Here is an 11,827-nt window from a genome sequence, read left to right as displayed (position 1 = left end):
AGCCCCCGTCGTCCTGCCTTCTTCACGCATCGATCCGTCGTCTATCCGGGGCGCTAGTTAGCCATAACCCCTGTGTGCGCCGCATGTCGAGCCTGTTCAGCTTCGGGCGGCGTTCACCCGCCGGCAGCCGCCCGCTGGCCCGGGCCGGGCGACCGGCCGCATACTTCCAGCCCTCTGAACGGCTACAGGACGCGCCATCCATGCAGGGTCTGACCACGGTCGGGGGTGTCCCCATCCAGCGGCACCATTTACTCCGGTGTCATTGCGGCGCCGTCGTCCTGCGCCTGCATCTGCCCGACGGCGTGGTCTCGCCGCGGCGCTGCGACTGCTCGATGTGCCGGCGGCGCGGCGCGATCGTCGCCTCGGTGAAGCTGGCCGATCTGGAGGTCGTACAGGGGCACCACGAGCTGCGCCTGTATCAGTTCAACACACATGTCGCCCGTCATCACTTCTGCAGCGTGTGTGGCATCTATACCCACCACCAGCGCCGTTCATCGCCGGACGAATACGGCTACAACGTTGGCTGCCTGGACGGCGTCAATCCGTTCGATATCCATGAGGTGCCGGTCAACGACGGGGTCAACCACCCCGCCGATGCCAAACGCCCTTAGCGACGGCCTGGGCCAATCTTCTGCCACGGGGCCATGCCCTTGCGCCCGTGCAGTAGCGGGCGCTTGAGGGGCAGCCGGCGCGGCATCGGAATGCCCACCCCGGGTGCGGCCGTATCGTCCTGGCGCAGGGATTCCGCGCGCTCACCGACCAGCAGGGCCGCCACTTCTTCCAGTCCGTTGCGCATCGCGCGCGCGGCCGTCTGCAGGGGATTCATGGCATGTCTCCAAGTGCGGTGGGGACGATCTACGCTACTGACCGGTGGGCATCGAAACCGTGAACGGAATGGGTCAACAAGATGAAAGCGCCTTTTCCTGAACTCGCCAATGATGTGAGACGCATTTGCGTTTGAAGACCCCCGTCTCGATAATTCCGGCCCATACCGCGCCTCCAGCCATCGCCAGAGAGCTTTCATGCAACGTGCCACCATCAAGGCCTGGTTTGTGATCCATAAGTGGACCAGCCTGGTCTGTACCCTGTTCCTGTTGCTGCTGTGCCTGACCGGCCTGCCGCTGGTGTTCGCCGAGGAGATCGCCCACCTCAGCGAGCCGGAGGTCGCCACAACCGCCGCCGACGCCACCCCGCGTGATCTGGACGCGCAGGTAAGCACCGCGCTGGCGCAGTATCCGGGCGATGTGCCGCTGTTCGTCGGCTGGGATCCGGATGCGCCCACCGTGTACGTCAACACCGGCGCCCGCGCGGACACGCCGCCGCCGCAGATGCACACCGCGCTGCTGCATGCGACCACCGGCGAGGTACTGCCGGCCGCGCAGTTCAACGAAGGCGTGATGTATTTCCTCTACCGTCTGCACACCGATCTGTTCCTCGGTCTGCCGGGCATGTTGTTCATGGGCGCGATGGGGCTGTTGTTCGCGGTCGCGATCATCTCCGGGCTGGTGCTGTACGGACCGTTCATGCGCAAGCAGCGCTTCGGCACGCTGCGCACCGGTCGCAACCGTCGGTTGGCCTGGCTGGACCTGCACAACGTGCTGGGCATCGTCACCCTCGGCTGGGCACTGGTGGTGGGCATCACCGGCGCCATCAACACCATTGCCAAGCCGCTGGAACAGGCCTGGCAGAGCGAGCAGCTCGGCGAGTTCGCCGCCCGCTATGCCGGCCAACCGCGCCCGGCTACGCTGGCCTCGCTGCAGGCCGCCGTGGACACCGCCCGCGCCGCCGAGCCCGGCATGCGCCCGGCCTTTGTCAGCTTCCCCGGCACCGGCTACAGCGGTGACCATCACTATGGGGTGTTCATGCAGGGCAACACCGCGCTTACCGAACGGCTGTATCGCCCCGTGCTGATCGATGCCAAGACCGGCGAACTCACCGCGCAGCCGCAGCTGCCCACCTACATGAGCGTGCTGCTGCTGAGCCAGCCGCTGCACTTCGGCGACTACGGCAAGCTGCCGCTGAAGGTCCTGTGGGCGCTGCTGGATCTGCTCACCATCGTGGTGCTGATCAGCGGCCTGTACCTGTGGGTGAAGCGCGGCAGTACCGAGGCACGCGTCACCGAGATCGAGCGCGCCGCGAAGACCGGCGGTGCCGCATGAGCGCACCGGTGAAGCCACCGCGCAGCCCGTTCATCGCCCCGGCGTGGATCGCACTGGTCAGCGTGGTCGGGCTGGTCAGCGCCCTGATCGGCGACGGCGTGTTCGATGTGATCTCCTGGCTGGTGTTCACCGCGCTCATCGCGCTGGTGGTGCGCGCGTGGGTGAAGCGCACCCGTTGAGGCGGCGCGGTGGAGACGCCTCCGTGGCCAGATCCAGGAAATGGCGCAGCGCGGGCGCGGGCTCACTGGCCGGCGTGCACAGCTGCAACGCGAAGCGCGCCGCCTCGCCGGTGATCGGCCGGTAGACGATTTCGTCGGGACGAAAGCCAGCCATGCTGGCCGGCACGATCGCTACACCGGCTTCCACCGCCACCAGCGACAGCACCGCATGCATCCCGTGCGCTTCCTGCACTACCTGCGGATTGAAACCGGCATCGGCACACAGACGGATGACCTGCGCGTGAAAGCCTTGCCCCTCACGCGCGGGCCACAGCACGAACGGTTCGGCCGCCAGCGCGTCGACCGGCACGGTGACCTGCTGCGCCAGCGGATGGGCGCGCGGCAATGCAATGGCCAAGCGGTCCTCATCGAAGTCCTGCAGCCGCATGTCCGCCGCATCGTGGATCGGGGGGATCAGCACCGCCACATCGATGCGGCCCTCGCGCAGCAGCGTGAGCTGCCCTGCCGAGGTCGCTTCGATCAGCTCCAGCCGCACCTGCGGATGCTGCGCACGAAAGGCGCGGATCACCTGCGGCAACCGCCCGTACAGCGCGCTGCCCACATAGCCCAGCCTTACCAGCCCTGTGCGTCCGGCGGCTGCATCACGGGTGGCGAGCAACGCGTGGTCGGCCTGCTGCAAGGTCAGACGTGCTTCGGCCAGCAGCGTCTGGCCGGCAACTGTCAGCCCCAACGTGCGGTTGCCGCGCTGGATCAACTCCGCCCCGATCTCCTCCTCCAGCTTGCGGATCGCCGCCGTCAACGGTGGCTGCGACATATGCAGACGCGCAGCCGCACGGTGGAAGTGCAGCTCCTCGGCGACGGCGGCGAACTGACGGAGCTGGCGAAGATCGACCATGGGGCGGTGCCGGAGCGGGAAAACAGCCCCAAGGGTAGTACGCCGGGACGTGCGCAGGCGTCAGCGCGGCTCGATGGCCGCCGTGGCGATCTGCGGCCAGTGCGCGGCGACATCCTCCACACTGCCGGCGGACACCGCCTGCAGGTCGCGCGGATAGCGCACGCCCTCGGCCTCGGTCAGCCGCGTGGCATGGAACTGGCCGTTGCTGGAACGCAGGATCCAGCCACCCTCGGTGCAGGCGCGCGAGGCCAGGAACACCACACCGGGCGCCACCGCCTCCGGAAACAGTTCATCCGGCTCGCCCTGCACGCCCCACATGCGGGTTTTGGCCACCGGCGAGACCGCATTGACCACGATGCCCTGCGCCGCGCCCTCGGCCGCCAGCACGTTGACGATGCCGACCGCGGCCGATTTCGCCGCCGCATACGCCGCCAGCCCGTGCTGCACGTACTGCGGATACAGCGCGCGGTCGGAGGTGGTCAGCACGATGCGGCCATACCCCTGCGCCTGCATCGCCGGCCAGGCCGCCTGGGCCAGCCACAGCGGTGCCTTGGCCGCGACCGCCATCATGTGGTCGAAGCGATCCTCGTCCACCGCGTCGATCTGCTGATACTCGACCCAGCCGGCGTTGTGCAGGATCACGTCCAGGCGGCCATGCTGCAGCAGCAGCTCGGCAACCAGTGCGGCGGCCTCGATACGGGTAGCGATGCCTCGATGGCTGGCCTCGACAGAGAGGCCAGCCGCACGCAGGCGCGCAACTGCCTGATCGATCCGCTGCGGATCGCTGCCGGTGCCATCCAGCCCGGCGCCGACATCCTGCATCACCACGTGTGCGCCGCGCTGCGCGAGCAACCGGCTGTAGGCGAAGCCGAGACCGCCGGCGGCGCCGGTGACCAGGGCCACCTGGCCAGCGAAAGAAAGCGTGTTGTTGATCGTCATGTGGACAGCATCCGCGCTGCGCGGCGCGGATGCCAATACCAACCACAGGAGGCTGCGATACGCGGGACGTATCGCGAGCGGGCAGCTTAGAGGTGCGTCGGTTCGACGATCACCGCCGTGCCGTAGCACAGCACTTCGGTCAGACCGGTCATCACGTCGGTGGCGTCATAGCGCATCGCGATGATCGCGTTGGCGCCGAGCAGCCGCGCATGGTTGGACATGTCCCGGTAGGTCTCTTCGCGCGCCTGCTCGCACAGCTGCGTGTAGATGGTGATGTTGCCGCCGAAGATGGTCTGCAACCCGCCCAGGAAGTTGCCCACGATCGACCGCGAGCGCACGGTGATGCCGCGCACCACGCCCAGACTGCGCACCACGCGGAAGCCGGGCAGCTCCATCGCGGTGGTCACCATGGAATCATCGAGCCGGGTTGCGGGACCTGCGCGGCCACCGCTGTTGTAAGGATCTGCCATTGCTGCCTCTATCCAGGGTAAGTGCATCGGTCAGGCCAGCGCGCAGGGTGCGGCTGGAGCTGGCGGAAGGATAGCGCCAAGGCAAGCATGGAGGCGACGTCCCGTGACGCCCCAGCGGCGCCCCTATACCCCGCCGAGCCTGACCACTTGGTACACCGCGACATTGTGCTCGGCCAGCGCACGCACCACCTCGGGAATCAGCTGCATCGGCAGGTCCACTTCATAGCCGTGCGGACGCGCGTGCAGCAGCGAGGCGTCAAAGTCGAAGGCAGGATTGTCGCTGGCGCGCTCGACGAGGAAGGCGGAAATGGCATCGCCCGCGATCCCTTCCCACTCGCCCACTTCGAAGTAGACGCGGTATAGCGTGTCGCCGTAATCGTCGGGCGTGCCATGCACGGATGCCGCCGTTGAATCGGTCATCGTGTCCTCCTGTGTTGGCGCAAGCGCCGTGGCCAGCCGAAACCATACACCTCGGCCGGTCCACAGCGCCTGCACACAGGCGCACTTACGGGTGGCTCTCAGCGCCCGCGCGGGTCCACCAGATCGCTCTTGCTCCTGGCGAACACCGGCGCCCCCACGTCCAGCTCCGCATCACCCACCGGCCGACCCGCCAGGAAGTCCGTAATGCCCGCGGCGATGGCAGGGTTCCCGAGCCACAGCTCGTTGTCGTGACTGGCTCCACGCACCCGCAGCGTGCGGCTGTCGCTGAACCCCGGCCGCAGCGCCTCGGCATTGGCGGGCGGCGTGCGCCCATCCAACGTGCCACTGATGAACAACACCGGCACCTTGCTGCGCAGCGGCCCACGGAAAGCATCGCCAAGATCGACCAGTCCCAAGCCGTCCCCAAGTGCCGGGAACGGGAAGTTCAGCGCATCGCCGAACAGACTCTCGCGTGCCTGCGCGTCGACCAGTGCGCGGCGCTGCGGACTCTGGCCGGAGGCCACATCCATCGCCAGCGGCATCGCGCCGTAGCTGCCATGCTCGCTGCGCAGCAGCAGGACCATCGCTGCCAGCAGGTCGTAGTCGCCGTTCTCGGCGTCGCGCAGAATCAGCGGCAGCCACTGCTGGGTCATGCGGCGCCCGAGACAGGCACTGATCGCCAACTGCGCGTCGTACGCGCCGATCATCACCGGCTTGCCACCATGCATGACACTACGCCCCTGGCGTGGCTGCTCGCGCAGTGCTGCCAGCACGCGCGTGGCCGAGCCGGTCAGATCGTCGAATCCCGCCCCCTTGGCCAGCACGCTCAACTCAGCCAGCAGCGCATCGGCCGACAGCGGCAGCTTCAACGTGTCGTCGGGGCCTTCCGTCCCCATCAGCACCACGCGGTCCAGACCGGCGCCGTGCAGGCGCACCGTGGCCAGCGCCAGATGGGTGCCGTAGCTCATGCCCCACAGGCTGATCTTCGGTACCTTCAGCGCACGCCGCAGGTCCTCCAGATCGCCGGCACTCTCGGCGGTGGTGTAGGCCCCCAGGTCCACACCGGCTTCCCGCCAGTACGCCACGCAGCGGGCGGCGACGTCACGCAGCGCGGCGAGCGCCGCATCGTGCTGCAGCGGCTGTGCATCGTCGAACGTGTGCTGGTGCGGGCACGACGGCGGCGCCTCGGACTCGCCCGCCCCGCGCTGATCAAGCAGCAGCACATCGGTCTCGCGCCGGACCTGATCGAACACCGGCCAGCGCGGACCGCGCCCGGTCCCGATGCCCGAGCCACCGGGACCGCCGGCCAGGTACACCACGGGGGCCGCATTGCCATCGCCGCCTATCGCCGGAAGGCGCACCACCCGCAGACGCATGCGCGGTCCGTTGGGGTCGGCATGCCGACGCGGCACCTCCAGATAGCCTGCCTCGGCGTCGATGGTGCCGTGCTTCTGCGTCTCGAACGCGTACGGGGTGAACACCAGCGGCGCCGACGCGTCACGTGCCAGTACAGGCGAGGCGCCGACAAGGGCCAGGCACAGTGCCGCCAGTCGCATGACCCGCAGGCATCGACCGGACGAAGAGGAAGGTAACAGGCAGGGCGAGACAGTGGACATGACGGACTCCGCGTAGGAGGAAGGGGAACAGGGCGCCGAGGGCTGGCGCATGCACTACGCCGCCAGCATCACCGCGCCCAAGCCAACCGGGGACCGCCCGTCCGCCGAACAGCTCCAGGCGGGGGTCCAGTGACTCCGCGCAACCGATACGATGGGCCCATGCAGATCCCACGCACCCTGACCGCCCTCGCCGTCCTGCTCATCGCGGTCGCTGCGTGGCTGCTGTTGGTCGCGCCCCCACCGGGCGTGCACTACTACGAGCCACAGGAGATGGCACCCGCCACGTTGGATGCCGATGGCACACTGCCCACCGCACCACCGACGACACTGCAATGGCAACCGGCCAACCAACGCGAGCTGGTGCAGTGGCGCGGCCCTTACTGGCTGCGCTGGCGCCTGCCTGAGCAGACCGCACACGACGCGGCTGACCGTGCACTCCGCATCTCGGTGCGTGCCGCCAGTCAGCCCTTCTGGAACGGCAAGCCGTTGGCCGCCAATGGCGCCGTCGGCCGCAACGCAGACGAAGAGCAACCGGGACAGGTGGACATCATCCGCGTACTGCCGCCCTCCTCACCCAGCGGCGCCGATGAGCTGGTGCTGCTCGCCTCCAGCCATCACCAGTGGTTCAATCTGCGTGGCGCGGATGCCTTCGTTGCCATCGGGCCGGCCGCCTCGATCTACGGCCACGGCATCGGACCGTGGTTGATCGCCGCGCTTGCCACCGGTGCACTAGGCGCGGCGTGCCTGTACTTCCTCGCTGCACAGCGTGGCCGCCCGCACGTGCCGGGTGCGTGTCTGCTGCTGGCGCTGGGTGTGGTCGGCCTTGCACTACCCTTGGTTGAAGCATGGCGACCGCTGGTGGGCTATGCCTACCCGTGGCATGGGCCGCGTCTACTCATGCTCCTTCTGTTGCACCTCGCCGCAGCGATCCTGCTGCCCGCGTACCTCGCGCGTCGCTTCGAGGCCGCGGTGCCGAAGACAGCCCGCATGGTCTATCTCGCGACAGTGCTGGCGCTGGCCGCCTTCGTCCCCAGCTTCGATGGCCGCGGTGCCGCCCTCCTGCTGCTCAGCCTGCTGACCTCCGCCTACGTGCTGTTGCGCGCCCGTGGTGAGCCTGACGAGCGCTGGCCGATCCTGACGTTGGTGGTGGCCGGTGCACTCGCCGTGCCGCTGGCCGGTGGCATCTTCCTCGACGGCCCCTACTTCCTGTTCCTGGCCGTGCTGATGGGCTTTCTGCTGATCCGCCACGCCGCCCAGCTGCGGACGCTGGACCACCACAACGCGCAGCTGCGCGAAGAGCGTGCCCGCCTCTCGCTGCAACTGCTGCAACGGGGCATCCAGCCGCATTGGCTGATGAATACCCTCACCGGCCTGCAGGAGCTGATCGAACAGGTACCAATGCGCGCCAGCCGAATGGTGGAATCGCTGGCCGAGCAGTTCGATCGCCTGCGTGAAAGCAGCACCCGCCCCAGCGTGCCGATCGAAGAGGAGCTGGCGCTGTGCCGCAACCACCTGGACATCGTCGGCCTCGCGCTGGATCGCCACATCGGCTTCAAGGTCGAAGGCGAGCACACCAGCCTGTGGCTGCCGCCCGGCGTGCTGCATGCCCAGGTCGAGAATGCGCTCACCCATGCGGGGGCGGTGGCCTGTGCCGAGCATCCGTTCCGCCTGCGTGTTCAACGCGAGGACGATCGATGGATATTGGAGCTTCGCAGCGCACGCGGCACTGCTCCGCATCGCGGGCAAGGCACGGGCACCCGCTACATCGAGGCCAGCCTTGCAGCTACCTGTCCGGAGGGCTGGCGCTTTGAGCAGGGCCCCGATGGCAACGACTGGTACGGCCGCATGGAGCTGACATGCGCATCCTGATCGTCGAGGACGAGCTGTTGGTCCGCCAGCGGCTGCTGCGGATGTGTAGCGAACTGGCTGGCAGCCGCGCGCGATTCGATGCCGTGGCCGACCTGGACGCCGCCGGTGACCGACTGCAGCGCAGCGTGTACGACGGCCTGCTGCTGGATTTGAATCTGGGTGGAGAGGATGGCTTTGACCTGCTGAAGCGCGTGGTCGCTGGTCGCTATCACTGCGTGGTGGTATCAGCGCATCGAGAGCGGGCGCTGCAGGCGTTTGAGCATGGGGTGTTGGACTTCGTGCCGAAGCCGTTCTCGCGCGAGCGGTTGGGGCAGGCGCTGGAGCGGTTGCTGGATGTTGGGCGATATCGGTCTGGCGCGGCGCGTTACCTAGGCATCTGGCATGCGCAGGGGACCGCGATGGTGGAACTCGCGGATGTGCTGTGGATTCGTGCTGATGGGGATTACAGCGAGGTGCGCATGCGCGATGGGCGTAGCGAGCTGCATGACAAATCGCTGACCAACCTTACTGCTGTGCTACCGCCGGACTTTGTGCGTTGCCATCGGTCGTATCTGGTCAATCTGACGCATGTGCGGACGTTGCATGCGGCTTCGGGGAGCCGTTACTGGTTGGTGCTGAATGATGGGGCTGAGGTGCCGGTGGGGCGGGCGTTTGTTGAGGAAGTGCGCGGGGAGCTTGGGTCGATATAAGCGCTTTCCACCGAGCCTTCTCACTTGCCGGTCATCTTCAAGGCAGCGTCCGGCAAGCGCGCACCGCTGATACTGATCCGGGCCACGTCCTCATCGATACGCGCCAGGTCGGCCGCATCCAGTGCCAGTTCCACCGCACCCAGATTCTCATCCAATCGATGAAGCTTGGTCGTGCCGGGGATCGGTGAGATCCACGATCGCTGGGCCAGCAGCCAGGCCAAGGCCACCTGGGCAGGCGTGGCACCCTTCTCTGCCGCCATCGCCTTGACCACGTCAACCAACGCCATGTTGGCCCGGCGTGCTTCAGCGGAGAAGCGCGGCACCGCATTGCGAAAATCCGCTGCATCGAACTGCGTGTTCTCGTCGATCTTCCCGGTCAGAAACCCTGCACCCAGCGGGCTGAAGGGTACGAAGCCAATGCTCAGCTCTTCAAGCAAAGGAAGAAGCACCTTCTCTGGTTCACGCCAGAACAGCGAGTACTCGCTCTGCACCGCCGTCAGAGGCTGCACCGCATGCGCCTTGCGGATTGTCTGCACACCCGCTTCGGACAAACCGAAATGCGCAACCTTGCCCTCTGCAATGAGCGCCTTCACCGTGTCGGCAACATCCTCGATCGGCACCGCCGGGTCAACGCGATGCTGGTAAAGAAGGTCGATGCGCTCGGTGCGAAGCCGCTTCAGACTGGCCTCTACGGCAGCGCGGATGTGTGCGGGCTGGCTGTTGGTACCTGTGCCGCGAGCACCCGTCACCGGGTCGATGTCAAAGCCGAACTTGGTGGCGATCACCACCTGGTCACGAACGGGCGCCAGTGCCTCGCCCACCAGTTCTTCGTTGGCAAAGGGGCCGTAGGCTTCGGCGGTGTCGAAGTGGGTGATGCCACGCTCCACCGCAGTGCGGATCAGCGCAATCATGTCCAGCTTGCCTGCGGCCGGGCCATACGCCGCGCTCATGCCCATGCAGCCCAGGCCGAGGGCGGAAACTTCAAGGCCTTGTCCAAGGGTACGGGTCTTCATGGTCGACTCCTCATCGGGCAGTGTGCGGAGTGGTCAACCAGGCGTTGACGCTCTCCATGGTTTTACGTTCCTGGTCGGCCTGCATCACGAATGCATTCAGGATGCGGGCGTTGGGTGCGTGGCTGGCGACCACGCGCAGGCTGCTGCCCACGCCGAAGCCGCCGTGGGTGATGAACGGCACGATCGTCTTGCCCCTCATGTCGTGCTGCGACAACAACGATCGAATGATCGGCGGCGCGGTCTCGCCCCAGATGGGGAAGCCCAGGTAGACGGTGTCATAGCGATCCATGCTGGCAATGCGGGTGCGCAGTGCCGGCTCTACCCCATCGTCGCGCTCCTGCCGCGCCTGGGCCACCGTTTCCAGGTAGTCGGCCGGGTAGTCGACGGCAGGCTGTATCTCGAACAGGTCGCTGGGCATGCTGCGATGAATGAGGCCGGCAACGACCCGGGTGTTGCCCGAGCGTGAGAAGCAGGCAACCAGTGTCCGTGCGTCTGATCGACCCGCAGCGCCGCCCTCCGGCCGCTCCGCACCGGAGCATCCCAGCGGCAGCGACGCCAGCGCCGCAACGACTGCCCGGCGACCATGATTGGGGGTTGGAATCGTCATGGCGCCAATCTACGCCCCCCAAACACATTCTTGCAGAGGCATAATCGGATATCGCTTATATCCGATGCGCATCAATGAGCGTAGACAATTACGACCAGTTGGCCATGTTCGTCCTGGTGGCGCGGGAGCGCAGCTTTACCCGTGCTGCCGCCCAGCTGGGCATGTCCCAGCCGGCCCTGAGCCGATCGATGCGTCAGTTGGAAGAGCGCCTGGGTGTGCGCCTGCTTGCCCGGACCACGCGCAGTGTTTCGCCCACCGAAGCCGGAGAGCAGCTGCTGCGGGTGATTTCACCGCGCTTCGAGGAAATCGACACGGAGCTCGCCCAGCTCAACGCTTACCGCGACAAGCCCGCCGGTCGCCTCCGCATCACGGCGGGTGAGCATGCCGCGCTCACCGTGATGCAGCCGGTACTGGGCAAACTGCTGCCGGCCAATCCCGACCTGAACATCGAGGTGATCGTCGACTACGGACTGACCGACATCGTGGCCGAGGGCTTCGATGCCGGTATCCGCATGGGTGAGCAGGTGGCCAAGGATATGATCGCCGTGCGCGTGGGGCCGGACCTGCGCATGGCAGTGGTCGGATCGCCTGCCTATTTCCAGCACCATCCGAAGCCGAAATCACCGCACGACCTCACCCAGCACAATTGCATCACCATCCGCCTGCCGACCCACGGTGGCATTTTCGCGTGGGAGTTCGAAAAGAAGGGCCAGGAGCTGAAAGTACGGGTGGAAGGCCAACTGGTGTTCAACAACATCGCCCTGCGCCTGGGCGCCGCACTGGAGGGACTGGGGCTTGCCTACATGCCCGAGGATCTGGTGCGCGCCCATGTGCACGCAGGCACCCTGGTTCACGTGCTGCAGGACTGGTGCCCCTCCTTCCCCGGCTACCACCTGTACTACCCCAGTCGCAGGCAGTCATCGCCGGCGTTCACCGTGCTGCGTGATGCGTTGCGCTATCGGGAATGAGCG

14 protein-coding genes are annotated in these 11,827 nt (G+C 66.9%); 6 read left to right on the top strand and 8 right to left on the bottom strand.

All coding sequences use genetic code 11. From position 1 onward, the window contains the following. The first annotated feature begins 200 nt into the window (after positions 1-200). Positions 201-611 (top strand): GFA family protein, encoded by a 411-nt coding sequence (locus tag ACWV8V_RS00850; RefSeq protein WP_455899585.1) that lies wholly within the window; start codon positions 201-203, stop codon positions 609-611. Here ACWV8V_RS00850 and ACWV8V_RS00845 read toward each other — a convergent pair. Next, positions 608-826 (bottom strand): hypothetical protein, encoded by a 219-nt coding sequence (locus ACWV8V_RS00845; protein WP_346468519.1) that lies wholly within the window; start codon positions 824-826, stop codon positions 608-610. The two genes, ACWV8V_RS00850 and ACWV8V_RS00845, sit on opposite strands and share 4 nt — an antisense overlap. A gap of 196 nt (positions 827-1,022) precedes the next feature. Between ACWV8V_RS00845 and ACWV8V_RS00840 the strand changes: the two genes are divergently transcribed. Beyond that, positions 1,023-2,159: a PepSY-associated TM helix domain-containing protein gene (locus ACWV8V_RS00840; protein WP_259261227.1), complete on the top strand. Its 1,137-nt coding sequence runs from the start codon at positions 1,023-1,025 to the stop codon at positions 2,157-2,159. Next, positions 2,156-2,338 (top strand): hypothetical protein, encoded by a 183-nt coding sequence (locus tag ACWV8V_RS00835; RefSeq protein ID WP_259261225.1) that lies wholly within the window; start codon positions 2,156-2,158, stop codon positions 2,336-2,338. The genes ACWV8V_RS00840 and ACWV8V_RS00835 overlap by 4 nt, the downstream gene beginning before the upstream one ends. On the opposite strand, the gene ACWV8V_RS00830 is transcribed toward ACWV8V_RS00835, so the two are convergent. The 5 genes from ACWV8V_RS00830 to ACWV8V_RS00810 form a co-directional block, all read right to left on the bottom strand. After that, on the bottom strand, positions 2,295-3,233 hold the full coding sequence (locus tag ACWV8V_RS00830; protein ID WP_455898698.1) for a LysR substrate-binding domain-containing protein: 939 nt from the start codon (positions 3,231-3,233) through the stop codon (positions 2,295-2,297). The two genes, ACWV8V_RS00835 and ACWV8V_RS00830, sit on opposite strands and share 44 nt — an antisense overlap. Before the next feature lie 60 nt (positions 3,234-3,293). Continuing rightward, entirely contained in the window at positions 3,294-4,172 is an 879-nt protein-coding gene (locus ACWV8V_RS00825; protein ID WP_455898697.1) for an SDR family NAD(P)-dependent oxidoreductase, read from the bottom strand. An 86-nt stretch (positions 4,173-4,258) separates the two neighbouring features. Continuing rightward, positions 4,259-4,642 (bottom strand): YbjQ family protein, encoded by a 384-nt coding sequence (locus ACWV8V_RS00820; RefSeq protein ID WP_088432854.1) that lies wholly within the window; start codon positions 4,640-4,642, stop codon positions 4,259-4,261. A 123-nt stretch (positions 4,643-4,765) separates the two neighbouring features. Continuing rightward, a complete protein-coding gene (locus ACWV8V_RS00815; protein ID WP_259261220.1) occupies positions 4,766-5,062 on the bottom strand; it encodes a hypothetical protein in 297 nt (98 codons plus the stop codon). Positions 5,063-5,160: 98 nt separating this feature from the next. Further along, positions 5,161-6,678: an alpha/beta hydrolase gene (locus tag ACWV8V_RS00810; RefSeq protein WP_455898696.1), complete on the bottom strand. Its 1,518-nt coding sequence runs from the start codon at positions 6,676-6,678 to the stop codon at positions 5,161-5,163. A gap of 159 nt (positions 6,679-6,837) precedes the next feature. Between ACWV8V_RS00810 and ACWV8V_RS00805 the strand changes: the two genes are divergently transcribed. Then, positions 6,838-8,547, top strand: a complete 1,710-nt coding sequence (locus ACWV8V_RS00805; RefSeq protein ID WP_455898695.1) for a histidine kinase — start codon at positions 6,838-6,840, stop codon at positions 8,545-8,547. After that, entirely contained in the window at positions 8,535-9,236 is a 702-nt protein-coding gene (locus tag ACWV8V_RS00800) for a LytR/AlgR family response regulator transcription factor (RefSeq protein WP_455898694.1), read from the top strand. The genes ACWV8V_RS00805 and ACWV8V_RS00800 overlap by 13 nt, the downstream gene beginning before the upstream one ends. 20 nt (positions 9,237-9,256) lie before the next feature. On the opposite strand, the gene ACWV8V_RS00795 is transcribed toward ACWV8V_RS00800, so the two are convergent. Continuing rightward, positions 9,257-10,249, bottom strand: a complete 993-nt coding sequence (locus ACWV8V_RS00795; RefSeq protein ID WP_455898693.1) for an aldo/keto reductase — start codon at positions 10,247-10,249, stop codon at positions 9,257-9,259. A gap of 10 nt (positions 10,250-10,259) precedes the next feature. Beyond that, complete coding sequence (locus ACWV8V_RS00790) at positions 10,260-10,856, bottom strand: flavodoxin (RefSeq protein ID WP_115676984.1); 597 nt, start codon at positions 10,854-10,856, stop codon at positions 10,260-10,262. Between the two features lie 74 nt (positions 10,857-10,930). Between ACWV8V_RS00790 and ACWV8V_RS00785 the strand changes: the two genes are divergently transcribed. After that, positions 10,931-11,824, top strand: a complete 894-nt coding sequence (locus ACWV8V_RS00785) for a LysR family transcriptional regulator (protein ID WP_115676985.1) — start codon at positions 10,931-10,933, stop codon at positions 11,822-11,824. Positions 11,825-11,827 lie beyond the last annotated feature (3 nt).

The organism is Stenotrophomonas sp. Ker107b (genome assembly GCF_053847245.1).
The sequence above is the reverse complement of the archived record's forward strand: the minus strand, read 5'-3'. Positions and strand labels throughout refer to the sequence as shown.